The sequence below is a fragment of the Streptococcus chosunensis genome, from assembly GCF_003626515.1.
Lineage (GTDB): Bacteria > Bacillota > Bacilli > Lactobacillales > Streptococcaceae > Streptococcus > Streptococcus chosunensis.
Genome location: NZ_RBCK01000001.1, coordinates 959746 through 977520, shown reverse-complemented (window position 1 = coordinate 977520; position 17775 = coordinate 959746). Strand labels below are relative to the sequence as shown.

Here is a 17775-nt window from a genome sequence, read left to right as displayed (position 1 = left end):
GACTGTTTTTTACAAAACCAATAATAGAATTTTTAATACGGAATATAGTATAAATACTGGTTCAAAGTGAAGTTTTGTATGCTTTATACTTTTGTTGAGTATAAAATCTATAAACTAAGGGTGAATTACAAAAATTAATTTGAAATGAAGTGAATTGTAGACTTGGGAAATGTCTCCTATTCGATTTCAGAATGAATCGTTGATACAGGATTAAAAGAACTGCAGCTTTCTTTTTATTTTGAATGAGATAGGTGTATATAGATTTGTGTAACTGGTGTAGAACTGTTTCCAAGAATTTATTGAATGTATCGAATACACACATTCTATTGATTTTGAACCAGTTTTTAATTTCTAAATGTTATAATAGTTTTATCAAGTAAAAGGAGACTGCCATGATTGGAGACAATATAAAATTCTTACGAAAATCACATAATCTGATATAACCAGAATTTTCACGGATTGTGGGTGTGTCATGAAATAGCCTAAATCGTTAGAAAAACTGAAAAAGCTTACTTTCAATAGAAGTATTGGAAATATTCATTTTACATCTATCAAAGAAACATGGGATAGACCTATATTTTACAAAATAGCAAATTATATTTTGAATGATAGTAAAAACTGCAGTACTTGTGTGATTTACAATTATTGCACTCAATGTCCGAGTATCGCACTATCTGAAATAGGGAATAGTAGAGATTGTTCTGCGATATGTAAAAAAACGCATTAGCAAGGAGTATCGTATATGCTACCATATCTTAAAACTATTAGATGGTATCTCTTCTTTAATTTTCTTTTTGGTGTAGTATCGAATATCTGCACAGCTTTGTTACCGTATTTCACGCAGGCATTAATCAAAGGGGATTATCAAGTAGCTCTATATGGTTACTCTATGTCAGTGGCAGGCTATTTGAGTTGTAACTATATCCAAATGATACTTGATTGGAAGCAGGGGATTATCTTTTCGACTACTTTGAAAAATGAGTGGTTTCGTTCACTTCTGGGACTCAGTCACCACGATTTCAAGCAGAAAACAGTAGCAGAGTATATTTCCTATCAATCTAATGACCTAGATTCGTTGGAAAAGGATTACCTTCCTCCATTGATGAGTTTTATCAAACAAATTTTACGTATCATCATTTACGCTTTCATTATTAGCAGAACAATTAATCCTATTGTATCACTGATTTTAATCTTTTCTACTGGAATTAGTATTCAAATTCCTAAAATCGTTGGGAAGTTGACCGCTAATCGTAGACAGGTTTACTTGAAAAAACAAGGAGATTACTATCGAACTTTGGAGGATTTGCTCATGGGACATCATTTGGTAAATAAACTAACTATGTCGCATTTTTTGAATCAACAAAAGAGCTCTCTAAAGAATTTGCAGGATAAGTATTTTAAGTATGGTTTGACAAAAATTACAGGCATATTATTGACAGGTGTTTCTTTTGAATTCATTAGTCTTGTTCTGTTTATTTATTTAGCCTACTCTCTATCTCACCAGCAACTCGGTATTCCTGAGGTGGTGGCGAGTTTCGGATATATTAATGCTTTTTCTGAACCAATACAGGAAATCCTTTATGATTTACAAATGTTAGAGTCCGTAAAGCCTGTAATCAAGAGTTTTCAAAACATTGTTGGGAGACCCGTTTCAGTTCAAGCACCTCAACATTCTTTTGATACGATTACTTTGAAAAACATTTCCAAACAACTGGGAGAATCAAAATTGATAATTACTTCCGCTACGATTCAAAAAGGGGATAAAATTGCGCTTATTGGTAAGAATGGGTCTGGAAAAAGTAGTCTTCTCAACATTTTAAATGGAACAGATGAAGATTTTGAAGGACAAATTGTGCTAGATGGGCTTGTTTTGGACCATCTTTGGGGAAGATTCGGTATGATTCTGCAACAAGAACATACATTTATTTCGAGTTATGAAAATAATGTAACACTATTCAATAGTTTCAATGAAAAATTCAGAGAAGAAGATTTTGAAAAAATTCCACCACAATCCCTGTCAGGTGGTCAGCAACAACGAATGTATTTAAATCGTGAGAAAAATCGTAAAAATCCATTGCTTATCCTAGACGAACCTTTCTCTGCCTTGGATACTAATCAGTTTAAAATGGAATTGGAAAGAGTTCTGGAACTACCAAGTGCCGTCATTGTTACTTTACATCGCCAAAACGAATTATTAAGTAAGTTTGACCAAGTTTGGGAAATTAAGAATGGAGAACTTGTAATTTTGAAATAGCTAAATTATAAAGAATAAAACGCATAGTATCAAGGTTCAGGAGATACCGTTTTTCCTTCTTCGGATAAGGAAACAAAAATTTCTTGCTTCATCTATCTATTCAATTGATAGATTTCGTCAGAGAAAAACTGTAAAATTTTTGATATAATATAAAGGATGGACTGACGGATACTTAAAAGATAATTTTCAAAAGAATAACAGGTGAGAAGAAAAATATGTAAGATTGGACAGAAGTCTCTCTACCATCATCCATGCAGAAACAAGATTATATAAAATATCGGACTAAATATGAACTCAACAGCTGTCATTATTGGAGCCATGCTGATTTCCCCTCTCATGACACCGATTGTTGGACTGGGATTCGGTTTAGCTATTTTTGATACGCGTTTAATCAAGCAATCTCTAGAGGTTTTATTGACTCAAGTGTTGGTCAGTTTGCTTGTCTCGACTCTGTATTTCTGGATTTCTCCCTTGTCTTATGCAAGTAGCGAGTTGATCGCACGAACCTCTCCAACCATTTGGGATGTTCTCATTGCTATTGCTGGTGGGATTGCTGGTGTGATCGGTTCAAGGAAAAAAGAAGCAAACAATATCGTGCCAGGAGTAGCCATTGCTACAGCTTTGATGCCGCCTATCTGTACTGCTGGCTATGGTTTAGCTAATGGGAATGTACGATTTTTATTGGGGGCTCTCTATCTTTTCTTGATCAACTGTGTCTTTATCATGCTAGCCAACATTGTTGGAACAAGAATTTTGATGAGAAAATCTCCTTTAACTTCATTTAAAGAGCTGAGCATTAAAATGAGAATTGGCTTGATTTCTTTGATTGTATTGTTGATTCTTCCAGCTAGCTATTCGGCAGTTACTCTGACAATAGAACAAGCGCGCAAAGAAGGGATCAAACAGTTTGTAGGAAAAGAGTTCGCCAATTATACGGTTATTAATCAAGTCTACAAGTCAAGTAACAATGAATTGGTCTTGACGGTTGTTGGAGATCCGATTTCAGAAGAAGAATTAGAAACACTCCACCAAAAACAAGCCTCTTACGGTATTCAATCTGTTCAATTGAAAGTGAATCAAGTTCAGAACTCGCCAACATTAGATAGTGAAGCGACCAAGGAATTTTATGAAAACATTGACAAGTATATTGATCAAAAACTCTCTGAAAAAGATTCACAAAACGATCTCGTAAAAGAAAATGAAGCAGACAAGGAATGAGGATATTGACCTTATCCAACTCATGAAAGCAAATCTTGTGTGGTAGTTTGACCAATCACTACTAGCTCAGGTTAAATAAAATATAAAAAAGCAACAACTGAAATAGTTGTTGCTTTTTAGCTAGCTAGGATTTTATCCCAGGTTTTGTCTCTTATTTCTCAACGCGTGATTTGTTAGCGATATCAGCAAGGATAGCTTGAACAAAATCATCAACTGAGACAGTTTGTGTTTCTTTTTGGCCATAGCGGCGAACGTTAACAGTTCCGTCTTCCATTTCCTTGTCTCCAACAATCAACTGGTAAGGAATCTTGCTGGTTTGTGACGCACGGATCTTGAACTGCATTTTTTCATTGCGCTCATCCACATCAGCACGGACCCCACGGTCACGGAGTTTCTTAGCTACTTCCCAAGCGTAGTCCACGTGTTTTTCGTTAGATACTGGGATGAGGGTTACTTGGTGTGGTGCAAGCCATGTTGGGAAGGCACCCTTGTAGTTCTCAATCAAGATCGCTGTGAAGCGTTCCATAGTTGAGATAACCCCACGGTGAATCATGACTGGACGGTGCTCTTCACCATCAGCTCCGATGTATTTGAGGTCGAAGCGTTCTGGAAGCAAGAAGTCAAGTTGGATAGTAGAAAGTGTTTCTTCTTTACCAAGGGCAGTCTTAACCTGGATATCCAATTTTGGTCCGTAGAAGGCTGCTTCACCTTCGGCTTCAAAGTAGTCAACGCCCATTTCATCAAGAGCTGCACGAAGCATGGTTTGGGCATTTTCCCACATCTCATCGTTGTCAAAGTACTTGTGAGTATCTTGAGGGTCGCGAAGAGAGAGACGGAAGCGGTATTCATTCAAGTTGAAATCTTCATAAACATCGATAATCAACTGAAGGGCACGTTGGAATTCTTCTTGGATTTGCTCTGGAGTAACGAAGAGGTGACCGTCGTTGAGTGACATTTCACGTACGCGTTGAAGACCAGTCAAGGAACCAGATTTTTCATAACGGTGCATCATACCGATTTCGGCGATACGAATTGGCAACTCACGGTATGAGTGAATATGATGTTTGAAGACTTGGATGTGGTGTGGACAGTTCATTGGACGAAGGACAAATTCTTCCCCGTCACCCATGTCCATAGTTGGGAACATGTCTTCTTGATAATGATCCCAGTGACCAGAAGTCTTGTAAAGCTCAACAGAAGCAAGTGGTGGAGTGTAGACGTGTTGGTAGCCTGAAGCCAACTCCTTGTCTACGATGTAGCGTTCCAACTCACGACGAATAGTCGCACCATTTGGCAACCAGAATGGCAAACCTTGACCAACCTCTTGAGAAATCATGAAGAGATCAAGCTCTTTACCAAGTTTACGGTGGTCACGTTCCTTAGCTTCTTCACGCATTTGAAGGTAGTTTTTCAAGTCTTTCTTGTCAAACCAAGCTGTACCATAGATACGTTGCATCATAGCGTTGTCGCTATTTCCACGCCAGTAAGCACCTGCTACATGGAGAAGGTGGAAGATTTGGATGCGTCCTGTTGATGGGACGTGAGGGCCACGGCAAAGGTCTACATATTCACCCTGACGATAGATAGTCAAACCACCTTCGTCTTCTGAGTGTTCTTCAATCAATTCCAACTTGTAAGGGTCGTTCTTGAAGATTTCACGTGCCTCGTCTTTAGTAACTTCTTCACGAATAGATGGGAAGTTCTCTTTGACAATTTTTTGCATTTCTTCTTCGATACGAGGGAGGTCTTCGTTAGAGATTTGACCAGCTTGGTTGTCTGTATCGTAGTAGAAACCATCTTCGATGGCTGGACCAACTCCCAAGTGAATGTCTGGGAAAAGACGACGAGCTGCTTGGGCGAACAAGTGAGCAGCTGAGTGACGCAAGATTGGAAGGGCATCTTCGTGATCAGGTGTCACAATTTCGATGTTTCCATCTTCAGTGATGGCACGAGTAGTGTCGATGAGTTTGCCGTTGAATTTACCAGCCAAGGCTTTTTTAGCTAGGGAATTGCTGATAGATTGGGCAATTTCAAAAGTTGTAACGCCAGATTCGAATTCACGAACAGCGCCATCTGGGAAAGTAATGTTAATCATGATGTTCTCCTTACTTATATTATTGACGAATGTGTTAACCCTATTCTGAGAACAGGGACAGAGGACTGTGAAAGCTAGAAAAAAAGCGACATCCTCGAAAGGACGTCGCAACGTGGTTCCACCTTCATTTATGTTCCTCAAAAAAGAGGGACACCTCTGATTGGCTCTAACGTGGCCACCGTTTTATGTTTTCATAAAAAACTCAAGAGTAGTATCAGTTTAGGCTTCCTATGCGTTTCCAGCAACCACGCACTCTCTAGTAGAAAGGGACTAAGTGACTTGTCTCTATGGATTATTATAGCATGATTGTGAGATTTTTCAAGATATTTGTAGATTTTTTTGAATTTTCTTCATTGAAAGAGTGCCTGCTATGCTTTGTTAGGAGTAATGTGAAATCATCTTATTGATAGGCCTTGACATTGATAAAAGTAGTGTTCTGGATTTAGTAAGAGTGGGTTAGATGTCACTCTTATACAGTATTTTTTGTTATAATATTAAAAAGATATATAAGAGGAAATGAGGAGAAAGAATGACGAAAATAGCTCTTCTTTCAGATATTCATGGAAATACCACCGCCTTGGAGGCTGTTTTGGCAGATGCTCGGCAGCTAGGAGTGGATGAATACTGGCTTTTGGGAGATATTCTCATGCCAGGAACAGGGCGTAGAAGGATTTTGGACTTGTTGGATCAACTACCGATTACGGCTAGAGTTTTGGGAAACTGGGAAGACAGTCTTTGGCATGGTGTCCGCAAGGAATTGGATAGCACTCGTCCTAGTCAACGCTATCTCTTGCGCCAGTGCCAGTATGTTTTAGAGGAAATTTCCCTAGAAGAAATTGAACTGCTCCACAATCAACCTCTCCAGCTCCATCGACAGTTTGGGGATTTGACGGTGGGAATTAGCCATCATCTGCCTGATAAGAACTGGGGGCGAGAGTTGATTCATACTGGAGCGCAAGAGAATTTTGACCGCTTGGTGACCAATCCGCCTTGTGATATTGCTGTTTATGGTCATATTCACCAGCAGTTGCTTCGTTACGGGACTGGTGGGCAATTGATTGTCAATCCGGGTTCGATTGGCCAGCCTTTCTTTCTAGATGCTCAGTTGCGGAAGGACTTGCGGGCCCAGTATATGATTTTAGAGTTTGATGGCAAGGGCTTGGTAGATATGGACTTCCGACGGGTAGACTACGATGTGACAGCTGAATTGCAGCTGGCCAAAGACCTCAAACTTCCCTATTTTGAGGTTTACTATGAAAGTCTGGTCAATGGTATCCACCATACCCACAATCAGGAATTTTTGAGAGAATTGGCCCAGAAAGAGGGCTACGATAGGGAGTTAGATGTCTGGTTGAAAAGTGGTAATGATTGACATTACAACTAAAAAGGGTATAATAAAAGGAAAAGAAGAGTAGGGGCAGGGTAGCCTCGTAAAAAGGAGAGAGTATGCAAATTCCAAGTAGATTTACCATTGCGACTCATATGCTGATTATTATCGCTCTCAAGGGGAAGGAAAGCAAGGTGACCAGTGATTTTCTGGCTGCTAGTGTCGGGGTCAATCCTGTCATTATCAGAAAAACCTTGTCCCAGTTGAAGAAGGCAGAGCTGATTTCAGTAGCGCGAGGAACAGGGGGAACAGAGATTGTCAAGGACCTTAAGGATATTAGTCTTTTAGATGTTTATCAAGCAGTTGAGTGTCTTGGTAAGACAGGTCAACTCTTCAGTTTTCATGACAATCCCAATCCAAATTGCCCAGTCGGAGCTCATATTCATGATGTTTTGGACCAAAAATTGGAGAGAATTCAGCTGGCTATGGAGACTGAACTTGGTCAGACCAGTCTAGAGCAAGTCGTGGCTGATGCAGAGAGTCAAATGAAGGATTAAGAGGGATAGATACCTGCAAATGAAACACAAAACACTGCTAGAAATCTGGCAGTGTTTTTTACGGTTGCGTAAAAAAACTCCTGGGAAATTCCAGGAGAGTATGAGTGGTTATTTGAACTTGAATCCTTCGTAAATAAGCTCTGCTTTGGGATTCTGTTTCTTAATCTGTTTAGCAAGTGATTTCATCATAGAAAGGGGACCACACATATAGATGGTTGCCTGTTCAGGCATTTCTTTTTGTTCAAAATGAAGATAGCCGTCTTTCCTACTGTCGACTAGATGGAGTTCAAAATGAGGGTTTTTCTGAGCATAGTCACGGAGCAAATCTAGGTAGACTGCATTTTCTTCTCCACGGAAGCTATAGTAGAAGTGAACCTGTTTATCTAAAATAGGATGTTCACGGATGTAAGAGATGAAGGGGGTGATCCCAATACCTCCAGCAATCCAAACCTGATTTTCTCGTCCTTCTTCTATAATCATGTGTCCGTAAGCTCTATCTACGCTTACTTTGCTGCCGACTTGAAGATTGTCATAGATATTCTTGGTATGGTCACCTGAATTTTTAACAGAAAAGTAAAGAGTTTGGTCGTGACCGCCTGAGATAGAAAAGGGATGCGGAGCACTTTCAAAGCCTTCTTGGAAAATCTTTAGAAATGCAAATTGTCCTGATTGATAGTTGAAAGGTCTGCTAAGATGGATTTGAATTTCCCTAGTATCGTGATTCAAGCGTTTGAGGTTGGTAATTTTCCCTAGATAGGGGAAGCCAATCTTTTGATATAGAAAAATGATATAAAAACCAGCTAGCAAGCCTAAAAGGGCATAGCTACCAACAAGAAAACTTAGTAGATTAAATGTAAGGAGACGATTGCCCATCATCATGTAGACATGAAAGAGTCCAAAAATATAGGCTAGGTAAACCAGGCGGTGAATCCATCGCCAAGCTTCGTATTGGATGTATTTGCCTAAATAGGCGACAAGGATGATACTGACAAAGATATAGATGGCAAGGTTGCCAAATTGAGCAGCTAAACGAGAGCCCCACAAACCGCCCATACTGAAGTTATGAAAGATGAGTAGGATGATGGAGAGAAAGGCTGTGAATTTGTGGACAGTATAGACCTTCTCCAAACCGTGAAACCAGCTTTCTAGTAGTGGGAGACGAGTGGCTAGGATAAAGGTCAGAGATAGGCTTGTTAAAGCTAGTCCTGGAATCATGAATTGGGGAGAAGTGTTCATCCAAGTCAAAATAGTCAAGACAAAACTAGCTATGATAAAGAGTATTCCTTTGAGTGATTTCATAAAAAATTCCATTTCATTTATATTTCAATTTGTTGTAAATAAATTTGTTACAGTTTATCATAGAAAAAGTATAGTGTCAAATTGAGTTCTATAAATATCTACTCTCATCAAAAAAACTCTCCAATTTAACTGGAGAGTGGCTGTTTATACTCAATGAAAATCAAAGAGCAAACTAGGAAGCTAGACGCAGGCTGTACTTGAGTACGGCAAGGTGAAGCTGACGTGGTTTGAATTTGATTTTCGAAGAGTATTATTCTGCAGCTTGTTGCCAACGTTTGGCTAGCATATGAGACAAGCTAGAAATGGCTAGGTTAAAGCTGAAGTAGATGAGGGCAATCAGGATATAAAGACTGAAGACCTGCTCTGGTTCGAAATAACGGCCCATGAGAATTTGGCTGGCTCCAAAGAGTTCTTGTAGGGCGATAACAGAGTAGAGAAGACTGGTATCCTTAATCACGGTTACAAACTGAGAAATGATGGCTGGCAACATTTTACGGATAGCTTGTGGGAGAATGATGTAGTAGAGGATTTGTGCAGAAGTAAATCCTTGTGACATTCCTGCTTCGTACTGTCCCTTGTCCACGGCATTGAGACCGCCTCGAATAATCTCAGCTAGAGCTGCTGAGGTAAAGAGAGTGAAGGCTGTAATACCTGCTGGTGTTGACTTCATCTTGAAAACCAAAAAGATGGTGAAAATCCAGAGGAGGTTGGGAACGTTACGCACAAACTCGATGTAAATGCTAGAGATGATGCGCAAGATAGGATTTTTGCCATTTCTCATGACAGCTAGCACCGTACCGATAAGGGTAGAGAGGACGATAGCAATTAGAGAAATGTAGAGGGTCAAGCCAAATCCTTTAAAGATAAAGATTAGGTTATCTGGGGTCAAAACTTCTAAAATGGATTCCATAGTAACCTCCTAAAGTGAATAGGCTTTTTTGTTGGCTTGCTCCATCTTGCGACCAAACTGGGCAACAGGGAAGCAGAGAGAAAAGTAGAGAAGGGCAGCACCTAGAAAGGCTGGGATATAGTTTCCGTTAAGAGCCGACCAAGACTTGGTCACAAACATCAAGTCTACACCAGAAATGATAGCGACTGTAGAGGTATTCTTGATGAGGTTGACAATTTGATTGGTCAAAGGAGGGAGAATGATACGGAAGGCCTGAGGCAAGATAATCAAGCGCATGGCACTGATATAGGTAAACCCTTGCGACAAGGCAGATTCCATCTGACCGCTAGGAATAGACTGAATTCCTGAACGAATTACCTCAGCGATATAGGCACCGTGATAGAGTCCCACGCAGAGTACAGCCGTCCAATAAATCGGAATCATGATGATATGGTCACTAATAAGAGGCAAACCATAAAAAACGATAACAAACTGTACCAAGAGGGGAGTGTTTTGGTAAAACTCGACAAAGATACGAGCTAAAATGCGCAAAATTGGACGTTTACTGGTTGACATAGCTCCGAAGAAGATGCCTAAAACCATGGCTAGGATAAAGGATCCAATCGCTAGGGCAAGGGTGAAGAGGAAACCATTGAAAAATTGTCCAAAATCCTGAAAATAGGCTGTCCAAGATGATAAATCTGTCATGGGGTGTCCTCCTTAATCTGCTGTATGGCTAGATGGTTTGAGCTTGTAACGGTCATAGAGTTTTTGCAAACTGCCGTCCTTACTCCATTTGGTGACCAAGTTATCAAGATAGTCGTTGAGCTCTGTATTTGATTTCTTGGTAACGATACCGTAGTCAGATGGCTTGAAACTATCATCTAGCAGTTCTGTCCGTTTACTGATGTAACCAGACAGAATAGAGCGGTCAACGGAAAAGGCATCAATACGATGGGCATGGAGAGAAGTAATCAATTCTGGATAGGAACCAAGTTCTACAAATCTAAACTTCAAGCCTTTCTTTTTACCTAGTTCGGTAATCAGGCGTTGGGTAATGGAACCTTGGGCAACTCCGATTGTTTTACCGTTTAGGTCCTCAATACTTTTGATTTTGGCAGACTTATTGACCAAAAAGCCAGATGCGTCCGTGTAGTAAGGGCTGGTAAAGTTGTAGAGTTTTTTGCGTTCGTCTGTGATGGTAAAGGTTGCGATATCCATATCGACCTGTTCGTTATCCAGGAGGGGTCCACGAGTTTGTGCTGTAACAGGAACATAGCGAACCTTGACCTTGAGCTCATCAGCTACCATCTTAGCCAGGTCAGTTTCGATACCAGAATAGGTTCCTGTCTTGGGATCCTTGTAACCGAAATTGGGAACGTCTTGTTTCACACCAACAACCAGCTCGCCTCTCTTTTGAATGTCTGCGACACTGGTATCAGCCTGAACTGGTTTTGCAGCAGCAAGACCGAAAAGGCTAATCAATAATGCTGATAAAAAGAATTTCTTTTTCATAGGCGCCTCCTTATTTGACTTTGTCACTTTCGTGGTTGATGATTTTGCTGAGGAATTGTTGGGCACGAGGTTCGCTTGGATTGTCGAAAAAGTCATCAACATCTGTCGTATCCACCAACACTTCTCCATCAGCCATAAAGATGATACGATCAGCAACTTCACGGGCAAAGCCCATTTCATGGGTAACGACAATCATATTCATACCGTCGTGGGCTAATTTTTGCATAACTGCTAGAACATCGCCGATGGTTTCAGGGTCAAGGGCAGATGTTGGTTCATCAAAGAGGAGGAGTTCCGGATGCATAGCGAGTCCACGTGCAATGGCAATCCGTTGTTTTTGTCCGCCAGATAGCATGGCCGGATAAGAATCTTTTTTGTCCCACATATTTACAAATTCTAGATATTTTTGGGCTGTTTTTTCAGCTTCTTCTTTATCAATTCCTAGAACTTTTATAGGTGCGAGTGTTACGTTTTCTAACACTGTTTTGTGCGGATAGAGGTTGAAATGCTGGAAAACCATGCCGACTTCCTTACGAAGCGGAACCAAATCTTTCTGACTGGCACCGGCAACTTGGTGACCATTTACTAGAAGACTTCCTTTGTCAACAGCCTCCAAACCATTGATGGTGCGGATAAGAGTGGACTTCCCAGAACCAGATGGTCCGAGTAGGACAACGACTTGCCCTTTTTCAAAACGGAGATTGATGTCGCGGAGAGCGTGGTAGTCTCCGTAATATTTTTCGACGTGTTCAAATTCTACTAAAGCCATAAGGAATCTCCTTTGTGTTAGATTTTATAACATGATTTTACACCAAAAGAATTACCTTGTCAAATCATATCAGAAAAAAGTTAGTAAAATTTTCGTACAAAGCAATCAGGATAGAGAAAAAGCCTAAATCATGTTATAATGAAGCAATAGAATTCTTAGAAAGAGTGGATGTCTTTTTGATAACACCTACTTATGAATGGCAGTTTGCCCCGCAGGTAGAAGATGCGGATTTTACAAAAATAGCCAAGAAGGCTGGACTGGGTCCTGAGGTGGCTCGGTTATTGTTTGAAAGAGGGATTCGGGACCAAGAAAGTCTGAAGAAGTTTTTAGAACCTTCCTTGGAGGACTTGCATGACCCTTATCTGCTCCATGATATGGACAAGGCAGTGGAACGGATTCGTCAGGCCATTGAAGAAGGGGAAAATATCCTCGTTTATGGAGACTACGATGCGGATGGTATGACTTCGGCTTCTATTGTGAAGGAAAGTTTGGAACAGCTTGGTGCTGAGTGCCGTGTTTACCTTCCTAATCGTTTTACCGACGGTTATGGACCTAATGCCAGTGTTTACAAATATTTTATCGAGCAAGAAGGAATTTCCTTGATTGTGACGGTGGATAATGGGGTTGCGGGTCACGAGGCTATTGAATTGGCCCAGTCTATGGGAGTAGATGTCATTGTGACTGACCACCATTCCATGCCTGAAACCTTACCAGATGCCTATGCTATTGTCCATCCTGAGCATCCAAATGCGGACTATCCTTTCAAATATTTGGCTGGCTGTGGAGTGGCTTTCAAGTTGGCTTGTGCTTTGTTAGAAGAAGTGCAAGTGGAATTGCTTGATTTGGTTGCTATTGGTACCATTGCAGATATGGTCAGTTTGACAGATGAGAATCGTATTTTGGTTCAATATGGTCTGGAAATGTTGGGGCATACTCAGCGTATTGGTCTGCAAGAAATGCTGGACATGGCTGGGATTGCTTCCAATGAAGTGACAGAAGAAACAGTTGGTTTCCAGATTGCCCCTCGTTTGAATGCCTTGGGGCGGTTGGATGATCCTAATCCTGCCATTGATTTGCTGACTGGATTTGACGACGAGGAAGCTCACGAGATTGCCCTCATGATTCATCAGAAAAACGAAGAGCGCAAGGAGATCGTTCAGTCTATTTATGAAGAAGCTAAGACCATGGTGGATCCTGAGAAGAAGGTCCAAATCTTGGCCAAGGAAGGCTGGAATCCTGGGGTTCTAGGAATCGTAGCTGGTCGTTTGTTGGAAGAACTAGGGCAGACAGTCATTGTGCTTAATATAGAAGACGGTCGTGCCAAGGGTAGTGCTCGTAGTGTGGAAGCAGTGGATATTTTTGAGGCTCTGGATCCTCATCGAGACCTCTTTATAGCCTTCGGTGGCCATGCTGGTGCAGCTGGCATGACGCTGGAAGTTGAGAAACTTTCAGATTTATCTCAAGTATTGGAAGATTATGTCCGTGAAAAAGGTGCAGTTGCTAGTGGTAAGAACAAGTTAAATCTAGATGAAGAATTGGATTTGGAGACACTTAGCTTGGAAACGGTCAAAAGTTTTGAACGTTTAGCTCCCTTTGGAATGGACAATCAGAAACCTGTCTTTTATATCAAAAATTTTCAAGTCGAAAGTGCCCGTACCATGGGGGCAGGCAATGCCCATCTCAAGCTGAAAATCTCTAAGGGTGAAGCTAGTTTTGAAGTGGTAGCTTTTGGCCAAGGAAGATGGGCAACAGAGTTTTCTCAAACCAAGAACCTAGAGTTGGCAGTCAAATTGTCTGTCAACCAATGGAATGGCCAAACTGCCCTCCAGTTGATGATGGTGGATGCGCGGGTGGAGGGTGTTCAACTTTTTAACATTCGTGGGAAAAATGCAGTCTTGCCAGAAGGAGTTCCAGTCTTAGATTTTACTGGAGAGTTGCCGAATTTAGCGACTAGTGAAGCGGTTGTCGTAAAAACCATACCTGAGGATATTACTCAGCTGAAGACCATTTTTCAGGAACAAAATTTCTCTGCTGTCTATTTCAAGAATGATATTGACAAGGCCTACTATCTGACAGGGTATGGGACTAGAGAACAGTTTGCTAAATTGTACAAGACTATCTACCAGTTCCCGGAGTTTGATATTCGCTATAAGCTGAAAGATTTGGCTGCTTATCTCAATATTCAGCAAATCTTGCTGGTTAAGATGATTCAAGTATTTGAAGAGCTAGGCTTTGTGACGATCAAAGATGGGGTCATGACAGTGAATAAAGAGGCGCCAAAGCGGGAAATCGGAGAAAGTCAGATTTACCAAAATCTCAAACAAACCGTCAAAGACCAAGAAATGATGGCGCTGGGTACTGTGCAAGAAATTTATGACTTTTTAATGGAAAAAGAGTAGGTCGTAGGAAAGAGTTGGGCAACCAGCTCTTTTTTGAAAACAAATCTTCATTTTGAAAATCATTAAAAAAATGGTATAATGGTAGGAAAAGATTCGGCTAAAAGTAGTGCTTTTAGAATAAGAGGGTAAGCAACCCTATAATCAAGATAAACTAAGCTTTCGGAGGAAAAATGAGTAATATCAGTTTAACAACACTTGGTGGTGTGCGTGAAAATGGGAAAAATATGTATATCGCTGAAATCGATGGGTCTATTTTCGTTTTGGATGCAGGTCTAAAATATCCTGAGAATGAACAACTAGGGGTGGATGTCGTCATTCCAAATATGGACTACCTTTTTGAAAATAGTGACCGTATCGCAGGGGTCTTCTTGACCCATGGACATGCGGATGCCATTGGTGCTCTGCCTTATCTCTTGGCGGAAGCCAAGGTGCCTGTATTTGGGTCTGAGTTGACTGTTGAGTTGGCCAAACTCTTTGTCAAAGGGAATGATGCGGTTAAGAAATTTAATGATTTCCATGTCATCGATGAGGATACAGAGATTGATTTTGGAGGGACTGTGGTTTCCTTCTTCCGTACAACCCATTCTATCCCAGAAAGTCTGGGTGTTGTCTTGAAGACAGCTGAAGGTAGCATCGTTTATACAGGTGACTTCAAATTTGACCAGACAGCTAGTGAATCCTATGCGACAGACTTCGCTCGTTTGGCAGAAATCGGTCGTGACGGAGTTCTAGCTTTGCTTAGTGATTCAGCCAATGCGGATAGCAATATCCAGGTGGCTAGCGAAAGTGAAGTTGGGGACGAGATCACTCAAACCATTTCTGATTGGGATGGTCGTATCATCGTCGCAGCAGTAGCCAGCAACCTATCTCGTATCCAGCAGGTGTTTGATGCTGCAGATGCAACAGGCCGTCGTGTTGTTTTGACGGGATTTGATATTGAAAATATCGTCCGCACTGCTATTCGTCTTAAGAAATTGTCTCTAGCTAACGAGAGTCTTTTGATTAAGCCAAAAGATATGTCTCGTTTTGAAGACCATGAGTTGATCATCCTTGAGACAGGTCGTATGGGTGAGCCAATCAATGGTCTTCGCAAGATGTCGATTGGTCGCCACCGTTATGTGGAAATCAAGGACGGTGACCTAGTCTATATCGTAACCACTCCGTCTATCGCCAAGGAAGCAGTCATGGCGCGTGTGGAAAATATGATTTACCAAGCTGGCGGTGTTGTCAAATTGATCACTCAAAGCTTGCGTGTGTCAGGGCACGGAAATGCGCGTGATTTGCAGTTGATGATCAATCTCTTGCAACCCAAGTATCTCTTCCCGATTCAAGGGGAATACCGCGAGTTGGATGCCCATGCTAAGGCTGCTATGGCAGTTGGGATGTTGCCAGAACGCATTTTCATCCCTAAAAAGGGAACCAGCATGGCTTATGAGAATGGGGACTTTGTCCCAGCTGGAGCGGTTTCGGCAGGGGATGTCTTGATTGACGGGAATGCCATTGGTGATGTTGGTAATGTGGTTCTTCGTGACCGTAAGGTCTTGTCAGAGGACGGTATTTTCATCGTAGCAATTACAGTTAATCGTCGTGAGAAGAAAATTGTGGCCAAAGCTCGTGTTCATACACGTGGATTTGTTTATCTCAAGAAGAGTCGCGATATTCTCCGTGAAAGTTCAGAATTGATTAACCAAACTGTAGAAGACTATCTGCAAGGAGATGACTTTGACTGGGCAGATCTTAAAGGGAAGGTTCGTGATAATCTGACCAAGTATCTCTTTGACCAAACCAAGCGTCGTCCAGCTATTTTACCAGTAGTCATGGAAGCAAAATAATTGTTGAAATAAACAGAGAGAAAGTCGAGTTTCGGCTTTTTCTTATAGAAAAATAGAGGAAAAAATTATGGCAGTAATGAAAATCGAGTATTACTCACAAGTTTTGGATATGGAGTGGGGGGTGAATGTCCTCTATCCTGATGCCAATCGAGTTGAAGAACCAGAGTGTCAAGATATTCCCGTCTTATACCTCTTGCACGGGATGTCTGGTAATCATAATAGCTGGCTCAAGCGGACCAATGTAGAACGCTTGCTTCGAGGAACCAATCTCATCGTTGTCATGCCCAATACCAGCAACGGTTGGTACACCGATACCCAATATGGTTTTGACTATTACACAGCTCTAGCAGAGGAATTGCCACAGGTTCTGAAACGCTTCTTCCCTAATATGACTAGCAAGCGTGAAAAGACCTTTATCGCTGGCCTCTCTATGGGAGGCTATGGCTGTTTCAAATTGGCTCTTGCTACAAATCGTTTTTCTCATGCAGCTAGTTTTTCAGGTGCGCTTAGCTTTCAAGATTTTTCTCCTGAGAGTCAAGATCTGGGAACACCAGCGTATTGGAGAGGTGTGTTTGGGGAGATTAAGGATTGGACAGCTAGCCCCTATTCTCTTGAAAGTCTGGCTAAAAAATCGGATAAAAAGACCAAGCTGTGGGCTTGGTGTGGCGAGCAGGATTTCTTGTACGAAGCCAATAATCTAGCAGTGAATAATCTCAAAAAACTGGGCTTTAATGTGACCTATAGCCATAGTGCTGGAACTCACGAGTGGTACTACTGGGAAAAACATTTGGAACGGTTCTTAGCAACCCTGCCAATCGATTTCAAATTAGAAGAGAGATTGTCATAATTTAGTTTTCTTTCAGCTTGTTTTAGTAAAATAGTCTTTATTTTCTAGAAAGGTGGAAGGATATGCGCTGGATTTTTCGTTTGATAGGGGCTTTCTTTTCTTTTGTGTGGCGTTTGTTTTGGCGCCTGGTTTGGATAGTTGTGCTCTTATGTGCTCTTGCTTTCGGTCTTCTCTGGTATCTGAACGGGGATTTTCAAGGAGCGCTAAAGCAAGTAGAACGGTCAGTAAAGATTGGTCAACAAAGTATTGACCGATGGGAAAAAACTGGGCAACTGCCTAAGTTGAACCAGACAGATAGCCACCAACACTCTGAAGGAAGGTGGCCGCAAGCTTCTGCTCGTATTTACCTGGATCCTCAGATGGATTCACGTTTTCAAGAGGCTTATGTAGAAGCGATTCAGAACTGGAATCGAACTGGTGCTTTTAACTTTGAAATTGTGACTGAGTCTAGTAAGGCAGATATTATGGCTACGGAGATGAATGACGGAGGCACTCCTGTGGCAGGAGAGGCGGAAAGTCAGACTAATCTCTTAACAGGACAATTCTTGTCTGTCACGGTGCGGTTGAATCACTATTATCTGTCCAATCCTAACTATGGCTATTCCTATGAGCGCATTGTCCATACGGCAGAACATGAGTTGGGGCATGCGATTGGCTTGGATCATACAGATGAGAAGTCTGTGATGCAACCTGCAGGTTCCTTTTATGGTATCCAGGAAGAGGATGTTGCAAACCTCCGAAAAATATATGAGACCAATGAGTAGGGGACTATTT

The 17775-nt window shown here is 41.3% G+C and carries 14 protein-coding genes; 8 read left to right on the top strand and 6 right to left on the bottom strand.

Translation table 11 applies throughout. The features are described from left to right. Positions 1–742 precede the first annotated feature (742 nt). Positions 743–2254, top strand: a complete 1512-nt coding sequence (locus tag D7D54_RS04715; protein ID WP_004242726.1) for an ATP-binding cassette domain-containing protein — start codon at positions 743–745, stop codon at positions 2252–2254. A gap of 288 nt (positions 2255–2542) precedes the next feature. Beyond that, positions 2543–3472 (top strand): DUF389 domain-containing protein, encoded by a 930-nt coding sequence (locus D7D54_RS04710; protein ID WP_120718931.1) that lies wholly within the window; start codon positions 2543–2545, stop codon positions 3470–3472. A 151-nt stretch (positions 3473–3623) separates the two neighbouring features. Here the strand turns inward: D7D54_RS04710 and thrS are convergent, their stop codons facing one another. Then, positions 3624–5567 (bottom strand): threonine--tRNA ligase, encoded by a 1944-nt coding sequence (gene thrS, locus D7D54_RS04705; protein ID WP_020902107.1) that lies wholly within the window; start codon positions 5565–5567, stop codon positions 3624–3626. A gap of 529 nt (positions 5568–6096) precedes the next feature. Between thrS and D7D54_RS04700 the strand changes: the two genes are divergently transcribed. Continuing rightward, complete coding sequence (locus D7D54_RS04700; protein ID WP_120718930.1) at positions 6097–6939, top strand: metallophosphoesterase family protein; 843 nt, start codon at positions 6097–6099, stop codon at positions 6937–6939. A 74-nt stretch (positions 6940–7013) separates the two neighbouring features. After that, entirely contained in the window at positions 7014–7451 is a 438-nt protein-coding gene (locus D7D54_RS04695) for an Rrf2 family transcriptional regulator (RefSeq protein ID WP_120718929.1), read from the top strand. A 108-nt stretch (positions 7452–7559) separates the two neighbouring features. Here D7D54_RS04695 and D7D54_RS04690 read toward each other — a convergent pair whose 3' ends face one another. The 5 genes from D7D54_RS04690 to D7D54_RS04670 all read right to left on the bottom strand — a co-directional run bounded on the left by D7D54_RS04690 (position 7560) and on the right by D7D54_RS04670 (position 11923). Then, on the bottom strand, positions 7560–8750 hold the full coding sequence (locus tag D7D54_RS04690) for a ferredoxin reductase family protein (protein ID WP_162496591.1): 1191 nt from the start codon (positions 8748–8750) through the stop codon (positions 7560–7562). A 250-nt stretch (positions 8751–9000) separates the two neighbouring features. Beyond that, positions 9001–9660: an amino acid ABC transporter permease gene (locus D7D54_RS04685; RefSeq protein ID WP_049522401.1), complete on the bottom strand. Its 660-nt coding sequence runs from the start codon at positions 9658–9660 to the stop codon at positions 9001–9003. A gap of 9 nt (positions 9661–9669) precedes the next feature. After that, a complete protein-coding gene (locus tag D7D54_RS04680; RefSeq protein ID WP_120718927.1) occupies positions 9670–10347 on the bottom strand; it encodes an amino acid ABC transporter permease in 678 nt (225 codons plus the stop codon). Positions 10348–10359: 12 nt separating this feature from the next. After that, positions 10360–11154 (bottom strand): transporter substrate-binding domain-containing protein, encoded by a 795-nt coding sequence (locus D7D54_RS04675; protein WP_120718926.1) that lies wholly within the window; start codon positions 11152–11154, stop codon positions 10360–10362. 10 nt (positions 11155–11164) lie between these two features. Beyond that, positions 11165–11923: an amino acid ABC transporter ATP-binding protein gene (locus D7D54_RS04670; RefSeq protein WP_024057567.1), complete on the bottom strand. Its 759-nt coding sequence runs from the start codon at positions 11921–11923 to the stop codon at positions 11165–11167. 176 nt (positions 11924–12099) lie between these two features. On the opposite strand from D7D54_RS04670, the gene recJ reads away from it, so the two are divergent. The 4 genes from recJ to D7D54_RS04650 all read left to right on the top strand — a co-directional run bounded on the left by recJ (position 12100) and on the right by D7D54_RS04650 (position 17765). Next, entirely contained in the window at positions 12100–14322 is a 2223-nt protein-coding gene (gene recJ, locus D7D54_RS04665) for a single-stranded-DNA-specific exonuclease RecJ (RefSeq protein WP_162496590.1), read from the top strand. Positions 14323–14492: 170 nt separating this feature from the next. Beyond that, a complete protein-coding gene (locus tag D7D54_RS04660) occupies positions 14493–16154 on the top strand; it encodes a ribonuclease J (RefSeq protein WP_120718924.1) in 1662 nt (553 codons plus the stop codon). 67 nt (positions 16155–16221) lie between these two features. After that, positions 16222–17001: an alpha/beta hydrolase gene (locus D7D54_RS04655; RefSeq protein ID WP_120718923.1), complete on the top strand. Its 780-nt coding sequence runs from the start codon at positions 16222–16224 to the stop codon at positions 16999–17001. A gap of 62 nt (positions 17002–17063) precedes the next feature. Next, on the top strand, positions 17064–17765 hold the full coding sequence (locus D7D54_RS04650) for a M57 family metalloprotease (RefSeq protein WP_120718922.1): 702 nt from the start codon (positions 17064–17066) through the stop codon (positions 17763–17765). The last annotated feature ends 10 nt before the right edge of the window (positions 17766–17775 follow it).

Coding starts and splice junctions, on each gene's coding strand:
- D7D54_RS04710 (WP_120718931.1), top strand. CDS start 2,543: ATGAACTCAACAGCTGTCATTATTGGAGCCATGCTGATTTCCCCTCTC.
- D7D54_RS04655 (WP_120718923.1), top strand. CDS start 16,222: ATGGCAGTAATGAAAATCGAGTATTACTCACAAGTTTTGGATATGGAG.
- D7D54_RS04685 (WP_049522401.1), bottom strand. CDS start 9,660: ATGGAATCCATTTTAGAAGTTTTGACCCCAGATAACCTAATCTTTATC.
- D7D54_RS04695 (WP_120718929.1), top strand. CDS start 7,014: ATGCAAATTCCAAGTAGATTTACCATTGCGACTCATATGCTGATTATT.
- D7D54_RS04715 (WP_004242726.1), top strand. CDS start 743: ATGCTACCATATCTTAAAACTATTAGATGGTATCTCTTCTTTAATTTT.
- D7D54_RS04700 (WP_120718930.1), top strand. CDS start 6,097: ATGACGAAAATAGCTCTTCTTTCAGATATTCATGGAAATACCACCGCC.
- D7D54_RS04660 (WP_120718924.1), top strand. CDS start 14,493: ATGAGTAATATCAGTTTAACAACACTTGGTGGTGTGCGTGAAAATGGG.
- D7D54_RS04670 (WP_024057567.1), bottom strand. CDS start 11,923: ATGGCTTTAGTAGAATTTGAACACGTCGAAAAATATTACGGAGACTAC.
- D7D54_RS04650 (WP_120718922.1), top strand. CDS start 17,064: ATGCGCTGGATTTTTCGTTTGATAGGGGCTTTCTTTTCTTTTGTGTGG.
- D7D54_RS04690 (WP_162496591.1), bottom strand. CDS start 8,750: ATGAAATCACTCAAAGGAATACTCTTTATCATAGCTAGTTTTGTCTTG.
- thrS (WP_020902107.1), bottom strand. CDS start 5,567: ATGATTAACATTACTTTCCCAGATGGCGCTGTTCGTGAATTCGAATCT.
- D7D54_RS04680 (WP_120718927.1), bottom strand. CDS start 10,347: ATGACAGATTTATCATCTTGGACAGCCTATTTTCAGGATTTTGGACAA.
- D7D54_RS04675 (WP_120718926.1), bottom strand. CDS start 11,154: ATGAAAAAGAAATTCTTTTTATCAGCATTATTGATTAGCCTTTTCGGT.